Here is a 15,602-nt window from a genome sequence, read left to right on the forward strand (position 1 = left end):
AGCTTCCCGGTTAGGCGGCGCGCCTGCAAGCAAAAACTACAAGCCGGCGGCGTCGATATCGATCAGCAGGAGACGTTGGCCATTGTCGAAGAACTGCCCGGCGGTCAGGCAGTACTGGTTGCTGGTGGCATCGCGGTAGGTGCTGGACAGGGTCAGGCGGCGTTCGTCCCAGCCTTCGGCCAGCAGGTGATAGAAATACGGGCGCCATGACCAGTTGTGGCCCAGGTAGCTGCTGTCGGCGTGCCAGGCATTGTTGCGCCATTCCAGGTTCGGCGTCAGTTGCGTGCCATGCCGGTCGCATTGATAAAAGCGCAGCAGCCAGGGGTAGCTGTCGAGTTGCGGCAGTTGGCTGACCGGTGCCTGGGCCTGTGCCCAGGCCTGGAGTATGCCCATGAGCTCGCCCAGTTGCAGGCGCAGGCTCATCAGCCGGGCCCGCTCGGCGAGTTTTTTCTGTACATAGCGTTCACGCAATTCGGCGAACCGCGCGACGAAGGCATCGCTGGGAAAAAAGTCCAGTTCGGCCCTGGCAAACAGATAACCCTGCACGTAGCGCGAACCACATTCCAGGGCAAAATTCAGTTCGGCCTCGGTCTCCACCCCTTCGGCGATGATCCAGCAGCCGGTCTTTTCCGCCATCTGCGCCAGGGCCTTGACCACTTCGCTGCTCGGCCCGCCGCGGGCGGCCGCCTGGAACAGGCGCATATCGAGCTTGAGAATATCCGGCTGCAGGGCCAGGACCCGATCCAGTTGCGAATACCCGGCACCGAAATCATCGATGGCGATCCGCGCGCCGGCTTCGCGATAGCGGCTGACCACTTCCGCGAGCCGCGTACTGTCACCGCTCAGTTCGGTGATTTCGAAGACGATGCGCCGTGGATCGACGCCGTGCTGGTGCAATTGTTTCAGGCTCGGCAGGGCCTGGCCGCTGCTCAGGCGGCTGATCCAGCGGGGCGACATGTTGAGACTCAGGAACCACTCCGCCGGGGCTTCGTGCAGGCGGCTCAGGGCGTTGTCGCGGATTTGCCGGTCGAGGCGACGCAAGGCCGCGGACGGCGTACGCGGATCGGCGAACAGCGGTCCTACGGAAGTCAGTTGCCCATCGGCCTGGCGCAGTCGGCCAAGTGCCTCGACACCGGCGATACGTCCGGTGGCGGTATCGATAAAGGGCTGAAAGCAGGCGAGCGGTTGCCCGTCGATCACGGAGCCTCCTTGGTCGGTGTTGTAGGGCTGGCTAGCACACGGGCAGGATGGAATGACGCGAACCACGGAAAACCGTCGTCGGTTCGCGTTCGATCCGTTGCTATTGCAAGAATGCAGCCAGATTCACCGGGTCAGCGTTTGCCGGATGAGCCTTGCAGCGCGAGCTTGATCAGCGGGAGCAGGCTGGTGCCCAGGCGTATCAGGCGGGACAGGCCACCCAGACCGTTGCCCTTGGCACCTTTGCCGCCGAGAAAGCCCAGCAGGGTGACCACGCCGATTCCCCACAGCGGGGCGTGCTTGATGCCGAGGTTTTCCTGCCAGTTCTGGCCCAGGCCGCGCATGCGTTGCAGCGGTTGCAGCAACTGCGCGGATTCATGGCGGATTTCCTGGCGGTGCATTTCCATGCGCAGGCGGATCAACGCTTTGCGCATCTCCCGGCGCGAGCTGTTCGGTTTCAGTTCGGGGGCACTCATGGCAGCAATCGCTCGCGGTCGTTGGCCAGCTCTTCGAGCGTGGCGTTGAAGGGAGAGGACTCATCGAAGATCGCCGACTTCAGACGCAGGCCGCAGAACAGCGCGGCCAGGGTATAGAAGGCGCACAAGCCGATGATGCCGGTCAGGCGATAGGTGTCCCAGACCAGAATCAGCACCAGCGCCGAGAGGCCGATCAGCAGCAGCAGGGCGAAGACCAGCGCCAGTCCGGCGAACAGCAACAGGCTGACGGTACGGGCCTTCTGTTCCTGCAGCTCGATGCCGAACAACTCGACATGGCTGTGCAGCAGGCCGAGGAAGGCGGCACCCAGGCGCCGCGTGGAGGAGCGGGTGCTGCCCGCTTCATCGCTCGCCATGATCAGCGCCGCGTGGCCAGCAGGCCGATCAGGAAGCCGATCCCGGCGGCGATGCCGACGGACTGCCATGGATTGGCCTGGACATAGTCCTCGGTCGCCACCACGGCTGCCTGGCCGCGCTCGCGCAGGGACGCCTCGGTCAGTTGCAGGGTTTCGCGGGCCTTCAGCAGGCTGTCGTGAATCTGTGCGCGCAATTCGTCAGCCTGGTCGCCCGCCAGGGTCGCGGTGTGTTCGAGCAGACGCTCCGTGTCGCTGACCAGGGTCTGAAAATCCGCCATCAGTATTTCCTGCGCAGTCTTTGCCGTTTTGCTGGCCATGGTGCTTATCTCCTTGAGAGGCGTCGTGAAAGGCGTGTGACAGGTTCGAGTGCAGGCCTTGTGTGAAGGTTCACTGCGATCGCCTGGTACAGGTTTTGCTATGTGCTGGTGCGTGGTCGCCGGCGCGTGCGCCGTATCTGGGCGTCGCTCGGTGGGAACCTGCGAAAACCTTACCCTAAATAATCAAAATACGCGGAAAAAACCGAAGTGGCCGTTGGCCCTGTTCTTCGCCCTGCGCCAAAGCGGTTCGCCGCCAGTCGCTGATTGCGCCAATAGAGTGCAAAAAGTGTGCGCGTTGAACAGATTTGGTGCTTTTCCCTGACTTCAGGTCTGCCGTCTCCATGGAAAACTTGCAAAGCGCTGTGGACAGTCTGGTCCATGGTTCCAACACCCTGTTCATCCTGATTGGCGCGGTCATGGTCCTGGCCATGCACGCCGGCTTTGCGTTCCTCGAAGTCGGTACCGTACGCCAGAAAAACCAGGTGAATGCGCTGTCGAAGATCCTCAGCGACTTCGCCATCTCGACCCTGGCCTATTTCTTCATCGGCTACTGGATTTCCTACGGCGTGAGCTTTCTGCACCCGGCGGCGCAGATCAGTGGCGATCATGGTTACGGGCTGGTGAAGTTCTTTTTCCTGCTGACCTTCGCCGCGGCCATTCCCGCGATCATTTCCGGCGGGATCGCCGAGCGTGCCAGGTTTGCCCCGCAATTGTGCGCCACGGCGCTGATCGTGGCGCTCGTCTACCCGTTCTTCGAGGGCGTGGTCTGGAATGGCAATTTCGGTCTGCAGGCCTGGTTGCTGGAGCGCTTTGGTGCGAGCTTCCATGACTTCGCAGGCTCAGTGGTGGTGCACGCCATGGGTGGTTGGCTGGCGTTGGCGGCGGTCCTGCTGCTGGGGCCGCGCCAGGGGCGTTACCGTGATGGGCGCCTGGTGGCGTTCGCGCCGTCGAGCATTCCGTTCCTGGCCCTGGGCTCGTGGATCCTGATCGTCGGCTGGTTCGGCTTCAACGTGATGAGTGCACAGACCCTGCAAGGCGTCAGCGGCCTGGTGGCGGTCAATTCGTTGATGGCGATGGTCGGCGGCACGGTGGCGGCGCTGATCATCGGCCGCAATGACCCGGGCTTCCTGCACAACGGGCCGCTGGCCGGGCTGGTGGCGATCTGTGCCGGTTCCGACCTGATGCATCCGGTCGGTGCGCTGGTGACGGGGGCGGTGGCCGGGGGCTTGTTTGTCTGGTGCTTTATCGCCACCCAGAGCAAGTGGAAGATCGACGATGTCCTCGGTGTCTGGCCGCTGCACGGCCTGTGTGGTGTGTGGGGCGGCGTGGCCTGCGGGATCTTCGGCCAGCAGGCGCTGGGCGGGCTGGGCGGCGTCAGTCTGGCGAGCCAGTTGATCGGCACGCTGTCGGGCGTGGTCGTCGCCCTGGCCGGCGGCTTTGCCGTATATGGCGTGATCAAGGCGGTGTACGGCCTGCGCCTGAGCCAGGAAGAAGAGTATTACGGCGCCGACCTGTCGATACACAAGATCGGCGCGGTCAGCCAGGACTGACTCAGCCCCCCAACAACCGTGCCTCGCAGGCTTCGATGGCGGCCAGTGTCCCGGACATCAGCACCGTATCCCCCGCGTGCAATGCGGTATCGCCGTCCACCTCGAGTTCCTGGCCGGCACGTTGCAGGCCTTGTACCTCGACACCCAGCTGTTCGAGTTCCAGGGTATTGATCGACTGGCCGCAGGCATGGGCGTCGACGGCCAGGTTCACCGCATGCATCAGCACCTTGGGCTGGCCCTGGGTGCCGAGCAGGTTGGTCTGCGCGCCGTGGTAGAAACCGCGCAGCAGCTTGTAGCGGGTGTGCCGCACTTCATTGACCCGCGCCTGCACCTGCGGTTCGCCAACCCCGAGCATGATCAGCGCATGGGAAGCGAGCATCAGGCTCGACTCCAGCAGTTCCGGGACCACCTCGTTGGCACCGGCTGCCTTCAGTTCGGCGAGCTGGCTGTCGTCGCGGGTCCTGACCAGGATCGGTACCGTTGCATTGCGACGTCGGGCTTCCTTGAGGACCAGCATGGCGATATCGGTCTTGTCCACGGCGATCACCAGCAGTCGCGCCCGTTCGAGGCCGACGGCGCTCAGCAGATCGCCACGGCGTGAGTCGCCGTAATGCACGCAGCTTTCGCCGGCCGCCGCCTCGCGTACCCGTACCGGGTCATCGTCGAGGGCGACAAAGCGTTGCTGTTCCCGGCGCAGGAAACGCCCGATGGACTGGCCGACGCGGCCGTAGCCGCAGATCACCACGTGCCCGTGCAGTTCGGCGTTCAGCGCACTGATCTCCTCGAGCTGCGCCTCCTGGTTCGGCTTGCGATGCAGCCTGGCGGCGATGCGCGGGGCGGCTCGCAGCAACAGCGGGGTGAGGACCATGGAGCAGAAGGTCGCGGCCAGCAGCAGGCCGCTGATATCGGCCGGCATCAGCTGGTTCTGCTGCATCTGGGCCATCAGCGCAAAACAGAACTCGCCGCCCTGGGCCAGGGCCAGGCCGCTGCGCCAGGCGGTTTCCGCATCGCTGCCGCGCAGCTTGACCAGAATCGCCACGACCGCACCCTTGATCAGCAGCAAGGCCAGGGTCAGGCCGAGAATCAGCAGGCCGTGGTCGGCGAACAACTGCAGGTCGATCAGCATGCCGATGCTGACAAAGAACACCCCCAGGAGGATGTCGCGGAACGGTCGGATATCGGCCTCGATCTGGTGCCGGTAGTGGCTTTCCCCCAGCAACATGCCGGCGAGAAAGGCGCCCAGGGCCGGTGACAGTCCCAGCAGGTGGGTCAGCCAGGCGGTCAGCAGCACGATCACCAGCGCGAGCAGGACAAACAGTTCCGCCGAGTGTGACGCGGCGACCTCATGGAACAGCCGTGGCAGCAACCAGCGGCTGGCCAGCAACAGGCCGACGAACAGCACCACGGTTTTTCCCAGGGTGATCGGCAATGCCCAGTACCAGGCCTGGTCGCTGCTGCCGGCGAACACCGGCACCAGGGTCAGCAGCAGGACCGCGACAACATCCTGGAACAACAGCACGCCGATCGCGTTCTGGCCGTGGCTGCTGAAGATCTCGCCGAGGCTGCTCAGTTCCTTGCTGACGATCGCCGTCGAGGACAGGGCAAGGCCGGCACCGAGCATCAGCGCCGCCACCAGCGGCATGCCGAAGAACACCAGCAGGCTGCCCAGCGCCGCGCCGGTACAGGCCACCTGCAGGCTGCCGAGACCGAACACCACGCGGCGCAGGGCGAGCATTTTCGACAGGGAGAACTCCAGCCCGAGGGAAAACAGCAGGAACACTACGCCCAGCTCGGCCAGGTCCGGCAGGTTCTCATTGTCGTTGACCCAGCCGAAGGCGGTCGGACCGACCAGCAGGCCGACACACAGATAGCCCAGCACCGGTGGCAGTTGCAGGCGCCGGAACAGCGCAATCACCACCAGTGACGAGGCGAGAATGATCAACAGATTGGCAAACACGAGCATCTCCGGTCAGGACCGACAAAAAAGCCGCCAGCATCATGCAGGCGGGCAGGGCATCGATTGATGACGGTCATCGTTTGACGGCAATGTCTCATATTTGGCACGGTTCGCTATGCTCAACCTCGGAATGCCACGGGGAGGCGTCCTTCCAGCGAGTAGACGACGGAGAGGAGTATGGAGCGTCTGTATTCTCTGCAGGGCCTGAGAGGCGCGGCGGTATTGGGGGTGGTGCTGTTTCACATGGCGGCGGTGGAGCTCAAGTACTCCGGCGGTGATGCGCTGCTGCCGTCGCTGGTGGATTTCTTCCAGTTGGGCGTCGACCTGTTTTTTGTCATCAGCGGCTTCGTCATGGTGATCGTCACCCGCGGACGCTTTCAGGACAAGGTCCAGGCCCAGCGTTTCCTGTTCAACCGGGTATCGCGGATCTACCCCAATTACTGGCTGTATTTCTTTATCACCCTGGTGGTCTACCTGTTGTCGCCGACGCTGGTCAACAGCTCCCATGGCGGCTCGAACCTGCTGATGTCGTTCCTGCTGCTGCCCAACGAGCGGGTGCTGCTGGTGATGGTGGCCTGGTCGCTGGTGTTCGAATTGTGGTTCTACCTGGTGTTCAGCCTGCTGCTGGCTTTTCGCGAGCGCTGGCTGCCCGCCTTGCTGGCGATCTGGGCGCTGGCCCTGGTGCTGTTCAACCTGCTGGACTCCTGGCAGGACTACTCGCCGGCCCTGAAGATCGTGCTGCACCCCTATGCGCTGGAGTTCATCGTCGGCAGCGCGCTGGCCCTGTTCTTCTATGGCCGGCACAGCGCGAAGGTGCCGACGCGGCTGGTCTGGCTGATGTTCGCGGCAAGCCTGCTGGTGGGCTTCCCGCTGATCTACCACTACCAGCTGTTTTTCAGCGAAGGACTGGCGCGGATGCTCTCGGTCGGCCTGGTGTTCGGTGCCTTGACCCTGTCGCTGGTGCTGCTCGAACGACGCCAGTTGATCCGTTTTCCCCAGCCTCTGGTGTTCACCGGCGACATGTCCTACACGATCTATCTGTCGCATTTGCTGGTGCTCGGGGTGATCGGCCGCGCCTGGCTGGTGATCGGCAACTGGCCGGGCAGTCTGCTGGACAACCTGCTGTTCCTGGTGCTGATGATGGTCGCGGTGTTGTGTTACGGCTGGGTCGGCTACTCGTTCTTCGAGAAACCGGTGCTCGACCGCGCGACCCGCTACTGCAAGCGCCGGTTTCGCAGCGCCACGTCGCGCAAGCGGACCGATCCGCTGCAGGACGGCAGGTGAGCGACGATGGCTAAAGTCCTCAACGGCAACCTGGATGCGCTGAAAGTCCTGCTGGCGGTATTCGTCGTGGTGTTGCACGGTCATTTCATGGGCGGCAACTACACGGCGGTGGGTTATGTGCTGTGCAACGGCCTGTTCCGGGTGGCGGTGCCGACCTTTTTTGTCATCAACGGTTATTACCTGTGGCAGACCCTCGCCGCCGGGCACTCGTTCGCGCTCTGGTTCAAGCGCGGCCTGCTGCTCTACCTGTTCTGGATGCTGGTCTACAGCCCGATCTACGCGAGTTTCGCCGCCCTGGGCAGTGTCGGCGGGGGGCTGGCGATCCTCAAACAGTTGGTGATCGGTTATTTCCATCTCTGGTACCTGGTGGGCATGCTCGGTGGCGGCCTGATCCTCTACCTGCTACGCAAACGGCCCACCAGTGTGCTGGTCCTGCTGGCGCTGGGGGCATTTGCGGTGGGCCTGGTGCTGCAATATGCGCGGGTCTATTTCGAGCTGCCCAACGCCTTTCTCCAGCACTTCAACCAGAACGACTATACCGCCCGCAACTTCCTGTTCATGGGCTTTCCGTTCATGGCCCTGGGGTTTCTGCTGGCCCGCCACGGTGTGCCGGAAAAGGTCACGCGAGGGCAAGTCTGCGGGGCATTTGCGTTCGGCCTGGCGTTGGTGCTGGGCGAAGCCTGGCTGAATTATTCTCATCAGGCCGATGCCCGGCAGAATTTCGATTTCCTGCTGTCGTTGCTGCTGATCACGCCAGCGCTGTTCCTGCTGCCGTTCGTGTTTTTCCGCGCAGCCACCAGTACTTTCAACGCCAAGCTTTCTTCGGCGCTCTACTACGTACACCCTTTGTTTCTCTACGGGGCATTGTCGGTGGGGCTGCAGTATGGCAATACCCTGACCGCCGTGGTCCTGGTGCTGGCCCTGCTCGCGGCGCCGCTGCTGGTTTTCGCCAGCCGGCGCGTGCGTTTCATTCTCTGAGGCCGGCTCGACTGCCCCGGGCAGCGGGCCTAGAATGAGTCTTTATCTTGTCCCGGACCCTTTGCCATGCTTCCTGAATGCCAGCTGTTCGGCACCCTGGGTTGCCATCTCTGTGAAATCGCCGAAAACATCCTGATGGAGTTTGTCGAGCACGGCCTGATGGTCGAACTGGTGGATATCGCTGACGATGAAGCCCTGTTCGAGACCTACAGCCTGCGGATTCCGGTGCTGCGCCGGGCGGATACCGGTGCGGAGCTCGGTTGGCCTTTCGATGCCGGGCAGGTCGTGGCCTTTGTACGCTGAATCCTGCCCCTGAATCCCCGCTGTCAACGCCGTCCCGACCCTTCTGTTTCATCAAATTGCCTGAGCTTGCACCCGGAAAATGGCTGTGCTTACGTCGCGTCATGACGTTTTGATGCAGCGCGTTCAGTGGTGCAGGGAGGAAGTGAAATGAAAGGGAGGCAAGTGTTGCTGGTCAACCAATTGGGCGGACGCAAATTTCTCGCCACGTTGGTGGTAGGTGTAAGCACCGCGACCTTGACATGGTATGGAAAGATTGATGGTGCAACCTATGCCATGGTGATCCTCGGCACGGTGGGTTCGTTCATCGGCGGTAACGTCTATGGCAAGGTCCATCCCAGGGAATCATGACCGCAGTGTGCGGCCGGTAATCCGTTGGCGGATTACGAAAAATTAAGTTACTGTATATTCATACAGTTTTCGTCTCGGTGTTGGGACAGGATGTCCACCATGACATGCGCACCCAGGGACGAAACCAGGAAAGATCAAGAGGGTAAAAGCATGGTCAATGTCGAACAATTGAAAGCCAGCGTTAACCGAATGTCTGCGGACGTGGTGCGCGAAGCGGTGCTGGAGCTGCGCCTCGACGGGCTGGTGACGGAAGGCAAGACGCCGTTCAACAAGCTGCATTTCAACACCTGTTTCGCGGAAATCGAGGCGTTGTTCCAGCGCGCGGGCTATCACCGCCAGTTGGATGTGGTGGGTTACCAGGGTTTGCTCTATGCACTCTACGATCCGGGGCGCTGGGAGGCGGTGGATGTGTTGCGCTGGCTGAAGGACTACACCGAGGCGGCCGGTTCGACCCTGTTGAAGGATCAACTGGCGGCCGGCTGAGGCCTTGCGGCACGATTGATTGACGGGGCGCCGGGGTCTTGCCGGATAATGCCGGCCTAGCCAACCGTTCGAGCCCCGTCATGTCCGCTTCGCCTTTCAACGCCGCCGAAAACCAGGCCAGCACCCTGTACTTGCCACCGGGTGCCTGGCCCACTGTGCTGGAGTGCCTGTGCGAGCACTTCCAGGCCATCGGCCGCGAGCAGTGGCTTGACCGGATTGCCCGGGGCCGGGTGCTCGATGCCGAGGGCCGGCCGATCACGGCACAGTTGGCCTATCGCGAAGGCCTGAAGATTCATTATTTTCGCGAAGTGCCCAACGAGACACCGATTCCGGTCACGGAAACGATCCTCTATGCCGACGAACACCTGGTGGTGGCTGACAAGCCGCACTTCCTGCCGGTGACCCCAGCCGGTGAATATGTCGAGCAAACCCTGCTGCGCCGACTGATCCGTCGACTGGACAACCCCAACCTGGTGCCATTGCACCGGATCGACCGGCATACCGCCGGACTGGTGCTGTTTTCGGCCAATCCCGAGAGCCGTTCGGCTTATCAGTCATTGTTTCCGACCCGACAGATCGAGAAACGCTACGAGGCGATTGCCCGCGCCTTGCCTGAACTGTCCTTTCCGCGGATTCACAAGAGCCGCCTGGTGGAGGGCGAGCCGTTCTTTCGCATGCGCGAAGGCGAGGGTGCCAGCAACACCGAGACGGCCATGGAAGTGGTCGAGAAGCATGGCGAGCTCTGGCGCTATGCCCTGTATCCGGTGACCGGCAAGAAGCATCAGTTGCGGGTCCATATGGCTGCCCTGGGGGCGGGGATCTGCAACGACCCGTTTTATCCACAGGTGCTCAAGGACGCCGCGGACGACTACGCCAACCCGCTCAAGCTGCTGGCCCAGGGGCTGAGTTTCGTCGATCCGGTCAGTGGGGTGGAGCGTCGTTTCGCGAGCGAAATCATCCTGCACTGGTGAATCGGCAGTGATGAACCGGCCTCAGTCCGGCATGGCGTGGGCTGCGCCGACCACGGCGCGCAGGCCCAGCAGGTAGCTGTCGACGCCGAACCCGCAGATCTGCCCCACGGCCACCTCGGCCAGTACCGAGGGATGGTGCAGGGTCTCGCGGCCGTGGATATTCGACATGTGCAGCTCCACCACCGGCACCCTCAGGCGCGCCAGGGCATCGCGGATATCGTAGCTGCTGTGGGCCCAGGCCCCGGCATTGATCAGTACGGCGTCGACATGCTCGCTGGCGCCTCTCTCGATGCGGGCACACATCGCCCCTTCGTTGTTGGTCTGGTAGCTGGCGACGTCGACCTGCAGTTCCCTGGCCAGGTTCAGTAAACGGGCGTCGATCTGCTCCAGCGTGATCCCGCCATAGCGGATCGGTTCGCGTTTGCCGAACAGATTGTGGTTGATGCCGTGGAGCATGAGGACTTTCATGGTTCGCCTCCCGTAAGGGTACCCTTGCAAGGGTTTGAGGCCTGGGCAGGGTTCTCCATAGGATAGGCGTCGGCGCCGGGTTGCGCCTGCCGGCGGCCTTCTGGTCGTCGGAAACGACAAAGCCCGCACGGGGCGGGCTTTGCAGGGGGGCGTGCGTGAGGCTTACAGCTCTTTGACGGTACGCACCTGATCCTTGTTGATGCGGGTGTTCTTGCCGTCCAGTTGCTTGAACTCGTAGAAGCCCGATTCGGAATCATATTTAGGAGTGTCCACGGCCTGGATTTCACGCCCGTCGTTCAGGGTGATCACGGTCGGCGATGAACAGCCGGCGAGGGTCGCCAGGCCCATGGTCAGCATGAGTGCGGCGAGGGTCCGTTGAGTCATGGTGCTTCTCCAGAAAAAATTCGGATTGATTACTACTGAGACGACAGTATTTTCAGCAAGTTCCTCACCCGTGTCCATCCGGCAGGCTGTCGCAATGCTGAAGCAACTGCGGAGTATTCAGGTTGGCCAGCCGGGGATCGTCCGCCGGGCATTGCAGAGGCAGTGCGTGCAAGGGTAGCAGGACCTTGCGCGGGCTGCGTTCGCCACTCGCCCAGGCGCTGTCGAAAGCCCCGGCCAGGGCCACGGGAATCACGCACAGCAACGGCTCCCAGTGTTCACCCTGGCGCACCATCAGCGGCTGCCGCGGGTGCCGGCCGGCCGCTCCGATCATGGCCTGGAGCAGGTCGCGATCGACCTGTGGCACGTCGCAAGGCAATACCAGCAGGTGCGAGTGACGAGCCACCGCCAACCCGGCGCGAATCCCTGCCAGGGGCCCGGGAAAGTCGTCGCTGTCGTCCGTGACCAGGCGGTCGGCGTAGATCCCGTAGCGCTGCGGATTGCGATTGCAGGAAATGATCAGGTCGTCGGTCAGCGAGCGGACGCTGGCATGCAGGTGGGCGATCAGCGGTTGGCCCCGCCATTCCAGCAGGCCCTTGTCCTGGCCGCCCATGCGTTGGCCACGGCCGCCGGCCAGGAGCAGAATGGAGACATCGATCAGCGACATTGCGGGCCTCGACAGGGTCGGTAGCGGGGGCTGTGACAGCGGCCATGACGACCTTTATGAAAGACCGCGCTGTGATATAACACCGGCCTGTTTCTCCTATAACAACTGGACCAAGAAGCCTATGAAAGCCAAGGCTGATACACCCTTTGTACCGCTGAACATCGCGGTCTTGACTGTCAGTGACACCCGTACCTTTGAAACCGACACTTCCGGGCAGGTCTTCGTCGATCGCCTGACCGCGGCGGGCCATCGTCTCGCCGAGCGGGTGCTGCTCAAGGATGATCTGTACCGGATCCGCGCGCAAGTCGCCACCTGGATCGCCGAGGACGTGGTCCAGGTCGTGCTGATCACCGGCGGCACCGGCTTCACCGGTCGTGACAGTACCCCGGAAGCGGTCGCGTGCCTGCTGGACAAGCAGGTCGACGGTTTCGGCGAGCTGTTCCGGCAGATTTCCGTGGCCGATATCGGTACCTCCACCGTGCAGTCCCGGGCACTGGCCGGACTGGCCAATGGCACCCTGGTCTGCTGCCTGCCGGGCTCGACCAATGCGGTGCGTACCGGCTGGGACGGGATCCTCGCCGAGCAACTGGACTCGCGTCATCGCCCGTGCAATTTCGTTCCTCACCTGAAACAGGCGGCCCCTTGTGAATCCCGCGGGTAAGCCGGGCAAGAGCGGCGCCCTGATCCCGGTCGAGATCGCCCTGGCGCGGCTACTGGCGCTGGCCGAGGCGGCGCCGATCCGTGAGACCCAGCGCCTGCCGCTGGCCGAGACGGAAGGTCGGGTGCTGGCCGAAGACCTGCTTTCCAGTCTCGACCTGCCACCGTGGCCCAACAGCGCCATGGACGGTTACGCCTTGCGCCTGGCCGACTGGCAGGGCGAGCCGTTGCCGGTCAGCCAGCGGATTTTCGCCGGACAGGCGCCGGCGCCGCTGTTGCCCGGAACCTGCGCGCGGATCTTTACCGGAGCACCGGTACCGGCGGGCGCCGACTGCGTGGAAATGCAGGAAAACGCCGAGGTCCAGGCCGATCAGCGCGTGCGTTTTACCGAGCCTCTGGTGTTGCAACAGAACATCCGTCCCCAGGGGCAGGAAACCACGGTCGGCGAACAGGTGCTGGCCGCGGGTACCCGTCTGGGGCCGATCGAGCAAGGCCTGGCCGCATCCCTGGGGTGCGCCGAACTGACGGTGATTCGCCAGGTCCGGGTTGCGGTGCTGTCGACCGGCGATGAGCTGATCGAGCCGGGCCGGAAGCTGGGGCCGGGGCAGATCTACAACAGCAACCGTGTCCTGCTGTGCAGCTGGCTCAAGCGCCTGGGCTGCGAAGTGGTGGATGCCGGCATCCTGCCGGATGACCTGCCGACCACTCGCCAGCGCCTGGCGGAACTGGGCGATGTCGACCTGATTCTGTCCACTGGCGGAGTGTCGGTCGGTGAAGCGGACTTCCTCGGTATCGCCCTGCGTGAAGAAGGTGAGCTGGATCTCTGGAAGCTGGCGATCAAACCTGGAAAACCACTGACCTTCGGGCACTTTCGCGGTGTGCCGGTGATCGGCCTGCCGGGCAATCCGGCGTCGACCCTGGTGACCTTTGCGTTGTTGGCCCGGCCTTACCTGCTGCGTCGCCTCGGCGTCCAGGAAGTCCAGCCGCTGCAGTTCAGGGTGCCGGCCGGGTTTGTCTGGCCGAAACCGGGTAATCGCCGGGAATACCTGCGCGGGCGCCTGGAAAACGGCCGGGCGATCATCTACCGCAACCAGAGCTCCGGCGTGCTGCGCAGCGCGGCCTGGGCCGAGGGCCTGGTGGAAGTGCTGGAAGACACCACGCTGGGGGAAGGGGATTGGGTGAACTTCATCCCCCTGAGTGAAGTGTTGGGTTGAAAAGCCATACCATCGATCGTTCCCACGCGCAGCAAAGGCATCGATCGTTCCCACGCTCCGGCGTGGGAATGCCTCACTGGACGCTCTGCGTCCGCTCTTGTGACGCGGAGCGTCACGGGCTGCATGCCCATGCGGAGTGTGGGAACGATCGGTAGCTGTAGGAGCCCAGTTCCTAAAAGGCTCGGTGTCGTTTCTCAGATAAGAGTTGAAAACCAAGCAAGCGCTAGGTAAGTTTCCTGGAGTCTTCTCAGGGAGCTTGCCGATGTCTGCCTTTCAGGAATACTTCGATCCCAGCCACCAACGGGTGCGTGACAGCGTCAGGCGTTTTGTCGAGCGCGAGATCCTTGCGCACATCGAGCAATGGGAGGAGGCCGAAGGTTTTCCCCGTGAGCTCTATCTCAAGGCCGGTGCGGCGGGCATTCTCGGTATCGGTTATCCCGAAGCGCTGGGCGGCAGTCACGAAGGCGACCTGTTCGCCAAGGTGGCGGCCAGCGAGGAACTGATGCGTTGCGGCTCCGGCGGCCTGGTGGCGGGGCTCGGTTCCCTGGATATCGGCCTGCCGCCGATTGTCAGATGGGCGCGTCCCGAGGTTCGCGAACGAGTGGTGCCGGCCGTGCTGGCCGGAGAAAAGATCAGCGCCCTGGCGGTGACCGAACCCGGCGGCGGTTCGGATGTCGCCAATCTGCAGACCCGCGCCGTGCGCGACGGCGACTGCTACCGGGTCAGCGGCAGCAAGACCTTCATTACCAGCGGCATTCGTGCCGACTACTACACCGTGGCGGTACGCACCGGCGCGCCAGGCTTTGGCGGCATCAGCCTGTTGCTGATCGAGAAAGGCACGCCCGGGTTCACGGTTGGCCGACAGCTGAAGAAAATGGGCTGGTGGGCCTCGGATACCGCCGAACTGTTTTTCGATGATTGCCGGGTCCCGGCCGGCAACCTGATCGGTGCCGAGAACATGGGCTTTGCCTGCATCATGGGCAATTTCCAGAGTGAGCGCCTGGCCTTGGCGATCATGGCCAACATGACTGCGCAACTGGCACTGGAAGAAAGCCTGAAATGGGCCGGACAGCGCGAGGCCTTCGGCAAACCCATCGGCAAGTTCCAGGTGATCAGACATCGCTTGGCGGAGATGGCGACCGCGCTGGAGGTTTCCCGGGAGTTCACCTACCGCCAGGCGGCGAAGATGGCCGCGGGGCAGAGCGTGATCAAGGAGGTGTCGATGGCGAAGAATTTCGCCACCGACACCGCTGACCGCATCACCCACGATGCGGTGCAGATCCTCGGCGGCCTGGGCTATATGCGCGAAAGCCTGGTGGAGCGGTTGTACCGCGACAACCGCATCCTCTCCATCGGCGGCGGCACCCGCGAAGTGATGAACGAAATCATCAGCAAGCAGATGGGGCTTTGAGCCGTCGGTGAAGGGTTATTTTTCCGACAGGGAGAATTGGGTCAGGCAGTAGGTCGCAATGCCCATGTCGTTCAGGCGCTGGGAACCGCCGAGCTCCGGCAGGTCGATGATGGCCGCGGCCTCGAGGACCTTGGCGCCCATGCGCCGTACCAGGTTGGCGGCGGCGATCAGCGTGCCGCCGGTGGCGATCAGGTCATCGAAGATCAGTACCGAGTCGCCTTCGCACAGGCTGTCGGCATGGACTTCGAGGAAGGCTTCGCCGTATTCGGTCTGATAACCCTCGGACAACACATCCGCCGGCAACTTGCCCTGCTTGCGGAACAGGATCAGTGGCTTGTTCAACTGATAGGCGATGATCGAGCCGATCAGGAAACCGCGGGCATCCATGGCGCCGATATGGGTGAAATCGGTTTCGACATAACGGTGGATAAAGGTATCGGCCACCAGCCGGACCGCCCTCGGCGACTGAAACAGCGGCGTGATGTCGCGGAAGATCACTCCCGGTTTTGGAAAGTCGATAACCGGGCGGATCAGGGATTTGATGTCGAAGCTGTCGAAGGCCATCG

The 15,602-nt window shown here is 63.0% G+C and carries 19 protein-coding genes; 10 read left to right on the plus strand and 9 right to left on the minus strand.

The genetic code is table 11. The annotated features are described in order from the left end of the window. Positions 1-36: 36 nt before the first annotated feature. From HX851_RS35795 to HX851_RS35810, 4 genes are all read right to left on the minus strand, one after another. On the minus strand, positions 37-1,200 hold the full coding sequence (locus tag HX851_RS35795; protein WP_177057396.1) for an EAL domain-containing protein: 1,164 nt from the start codon (positions 1,198-1,200) through the stop codon (positions 37-39). 131 nt (positions 1,201-1,331) lie between these two features. Continuing rightward, positions 1,332-1,673, minus strand: coding sequence for a hypothetical protein (locus tag HX851_RS35800; protein ID WP_177057395.1), 342 nt, complete (start codon positions 1,671-1,673; stop codon positions 1,332-1,334). After that, entirely contained in the window at positions 1,670-2,047 is a 378-nt protein-coding gene (locus HX851_RS35805; RefSeq protein ID WP_177057394.1) for a phage holin family protein, read from the minus strand. The genes HX851_RS35800 and HX851_RS35805 overlap by 4 nt, the downstream gene beginning before the upstream one ends. A 2-nt stretch (positions 2,048-2,049) precedes the next feature. After that, a complete protein-coding gene (locus tag HX851_RS35810; protein WP_177057393.1) occupies positions 2,050-2,364 on the minus strand; it encodes an ElaB/YgaM/YqjD family protein in 315 nt (104 codons plus the stop codon). A gap of 341 nt (positions 2,365-2,705) precedes the next feature. On the opposite strand from HX851_RS35810, the gene HX851_RS35815 reads away from it, so the two are divergent. Continuing rightward, on the plus strand, positions 2,706-3,914 hold the full coding sequence (locus HX851_RS35815; protein WP_177064305.1) for an ammonium transporter: 1,209 nt from the start codon (positions 2,706-2,708) through the stop codon (positions 3,912-3,914). A 1-nt stretch (position 3,915) separates the two neighbouring features. On the opposite strand, the gene HX851_RS35820 is transcribed toward HX851_RS35815, so the two are convergent. Then, on the minus strand, positions 3,916-5,871 hold the full coding sequence (locus HX851_RS35820; RefSeq protein ID WP_177057391.1) for a monovalent cation:proton antiporter family protein: 1,956 nt from the start codon (positions 5,869-5,871) through the stop codon (positions 3,916-3,918). Positions 5,872-6,048: 177 nt separating this feature from the next. On the opposite strand from HX851_RS35820, the gene HX851_RS35825 reads away from it, so the two are divergent. From HX851_RS35825 to HX851_RS35850, 6 genes are all read left to right on the plus strand, one after another. After that, the gene (locus HX851_RS35825; protein ID WP_177057390.1) at positions 6,049-7,155 is read left to right on the plus strand and encodes an acyltransferase family protein; all 1,107 of its coding nucleotides are present in this window, start codon (positions 6,049-6,051) and stop codon (positions 7,153-7,155) included. A 6-nt stretch (positions 7,156-7,161) separates the two neighbouring features. Then, on the plus strand, positions 7,162-8,133 hold the full coding sequence (locus tag HX851_RS35830; RefSeq protein WP_177064306.1) for an acyltransferase family protein: 972 nt from the start codon (positions 7,162-7,164) through the stop codon (positions 8,131-8,133). A gap of 66 nt (positions 8,134-8,199) precedes the next feature. Next, positions 8,200-8,436 carry a glutaredoxin family protein gene (locus HX851_RS35835; protein ID WP_177057388.1) on the plus strand — a complete coding sequence of 79 codons (237 nt, stop codon included), beginning with the start codon at positions 8,200-8,202 and terminating at the stop codon, positions 8,434-8,436. Between the two features lie 147 nt (positions 8,437-8,583). Beyond that, on the plus strand, positions 8,584-8,784 hold the full coding sequence (locus HX851_RS35840) for a hypothetical protein (RefSeq protein ID WP_017125897.1): 201 nt from the start codon (positions 8,584-8,586) through the stop codon (positions 8,782-8,784). A 150-nt stretch (positions 8,785-8,934) separates the two neighbouring features. Beyond that, entirely contained in the window at positions 8,935-9,267 is a 333-nt protein-coding gene (locus HX851_RS35845) for a transcriptional regulator (RefSeq protein ID WP_177057692.1), read from the plus strand. Between the two features lie 80 nt (positions 9,268-9,347). Then, on the plus strand, positions 9,348-10,238 hold the full coding sequence (locus HX851_RS35850) for a pseudouridine synthase (RefSeq protein WP_177064307.1): 891 nt from the start codon (positions 9,348-9,350) through the stop codon (positions 10,236-10,238). 21 nt (positions 10,239-10,259) lie between these two features. Here the strand turns inward: HX851_RS35850 and HX851_RS35855 are convergent, their stop codons facing one another. The 3 genes from HX851_RS35855 to mobA form a co-directional block, all read right to left on the minus strand. Beyond that, positions 10,260-10,706 (minus strand): type II 3-dehydroquinate dehydratase, encoded by a 447-nt coding sequence (locus tag HX851_RS35855; RefSeq protein ID WP_177064308.1) that lies wholly within the window; start codon positions 10,704-10,706, stop codon positions 10,260-10,262. Between the two features lie 162 nt (positions 10,707-10,868). Then, a complete protein-coding gene (locus tag HX851_RS35860; RefSeq protein WP_017125901.1) occupies positions 10,869-11,090 on the minus strand; it encodes a YgdI/YgdR family lipoprotein in 222 nt (73 codons plus the stop codon). A gap of 64 nt (positions 11,091-11,154) precedes the next feature. Then, a complete protein-coding gene (gene mobA / locus HX851_RS35865) occupies positions 11,155-11,754 on the minus strand; it encodes a molybdenum cofactor guanylyltransferase MobA (RefSeq protein ID WP_177057384.1) in 600 nt (199 codons plus the stop codon). A gap of 121 nt (positions 11,755-11,875) precedes the next feature. Here mobA and moaB point away from each other — a divergent pair, with 121 nt between their 5' ends. The 3 genes from moaB to HX851_RS35880 all read left to right on the plus strand — a co-directional run bounded on the left by moaB (position 11,876) and on the right by HX851_RS35880 (position 15,036). After that, positions 11,876-12,415 (plus strand): molybdenum cofactor biosynthesis protein B, encoded by a 540-nt coding sequence (moaB, locus tag HX851_RS35870; protein WP_017125903.1) that lies wholly within the window; start codon positions 11,876-11,878, stop codon positions 12,413-12,415. After that, positions 12,399-13,625 (plus strand): molybdopterin molybdotransferase MoeA, encoded by a 1,227-nt coding sequence (locus HX851_RS35875; RefSeq protein WP_177064309.1) that lies wholly within the window; start codon positions 12,399-12,401, stop codon positions 13,623-13,625. Before moaB ends, HX851_RS35875 begins: the two co-directional genes overlap by 17 nt. Positions 13,626-13,887: 262 nt before the next feature. Then, on the plus strand, positions 13,888-15,036 hold the full coding sequence (locus HX851_RS35880) for an acyl-CoA dehydrogenase family protein (RefSeq protein ID WP_177057382.1): 1,149 nt from the start codon (positions 13,888-13,890) through the stop codon (positions 15,034-15,036). 15 nt (positions 15,037-15,051) lie between these two features. Here the strand turns inward: HX851_RS35880 and HX851_RS35885 are convergent, their stop codons facing one another. Continuing rightward, on the minus strand, positions 15,052-15,600 hold the full coding sequence (locus tag HX851_RS35885) for an adenine phosphoribosyltransferase (RefSeq protein WP_177064310.1): 549 nt from the start codon (positions 15,598-15,600) through the stop codon (positions 15,052-15,054). Positions 15,601-15,602: the final 2 nt, after the last annotated feature.

This window comes from Pseudomonas gingeri, from assembly GCF_013385635.1.
Lineage (GTDB): Bacteria > Pseudomonadota > Gammaproteobacteria > Pseudomonadales > Pseudomonadaceae > Aquipseudomonas > Aquipseudomonas gingeri_A.

What these genes read in the sequence shown, in the direction of transcription:
- mobA (WP_177057384.1), bottom strand. Translation starts at nt 11,754, where the DNA reads ATGTCGCTGATCGATGTCTCCATTCTGCTCCTGGCCGGCGGCCGTGGC.
- HX851_RS35885 (WP_177064310.1), bottom strand. Translation starts at nt 15,600, where the DNA reads ATGGCCTTCGACAGCTTCGACATCAAATCCCTGATCCGCCCGGTTATC.
- HX851_RS35825 (WP_177057390.1), top strand. Translation starts at nt 6,049, where the DNA reads ATGGAGCGTCTGTATTCTCTGCAGGGCCTGAGAGGCGCGGCGGTATTG.
- HX851_RS35840 (WP_017125897.1), top strand. Translation starts at nt 8,584, where the DNA reads ATGAAAGGGAGGCAAGTGTTGCTGGTCAACCAATTGGGCGGACGCAAA.
- moaB (WP_017125903.1), top strand. Translation starts at nt 11,876, where the DNA reads ATGAAAGCCAAGGCTGATACACCCTTTGTACCGCTGAACATCGCGGTC.
- HX851_RS35835 (WP_177057388.1), top strand. Translation starts at nt 8,200, where the DNA reads ATGCTTCCTGAATGCCAGCTGTTCGGCACCCTGGGTTGCCATCTCTGT.
- HX851_RS35815 (WP_177064305.1), top strand. Translation starts at nt 2,706, where the DNA reads ATGGAAAACTTGCAAAGCGCTGTGGACAGTCTGGTCCATGGTTCCAAC.
- HX851_RS35805 (WP_177057394.1), bottom strand. Translation starts at nt 2,047, where the DNA reads ATGGCGAGCGATGAAGCGGGCAGCACCCGCTCCTCCACGCGGCGCCTG.
- HX851_RS35860 (WP_017125901.1), bottom strand. Translation starts at nt 11,090, where the DNA reads ATGACTCAACGGACCCTCGCCGCACTCATGCTGACCATGGGCCTGGCG.
- HX851_RS35845 (WP_177057692.1), top strand. Translation starts at nt 8,935, where the DNA reads ATGGTCAATGTCGAACAATTGAAAGCCAGCGTTAACCGAATGTCTGCG.
- HX851_RS35800 (WP_177057395.1), bottom strand. Translation starts at nt 1,673, where the DNA reads ATGAGTGCCCCCGAACTGAAACCGAACAGCTCGCGCCGGGAGATGCGC.
- HX851_RS35850 (WP_177064307.1), top strand. Translation starts at nt 9,348, where the DNA reads ATGTCCGCTTCGCCTTTCAACGCCGCCGAAAACCAGGCCAGCACCCTG.
- HX851_RS35810 (WP_177057393.1), bottom strand. Translation starts at nt 2,364, where the DNA reads ATGGCCAGCAAAACGGCAAAGACTGCGCAGGAAATACTGATGGCGGAT.
- HX851_RS35830 (WP_177064306.1), top strand. Translation starts at nt 7,162, where the DNA reads ATGGCTAAAGTCCTCAACGGCAACCTGGATGCGCTGAAAGTCCTGCTG.
- HX851_RS35855 (WP_177064308.1), bottom strand. Translation starts at nt 10,706, where the DNA reads ATGAAAGTCCTCATGCTCCACGGCATCAACCACAATCTGTTCGGCAAA.
- HX851_RS35880 (WP_177057382.1), top strand. Translation starts at nt 13,888, where the DNA reads ATGTCTGCCTTTCAGGAATACTTCGATCCCAGCCACCAACGGGTGCGT.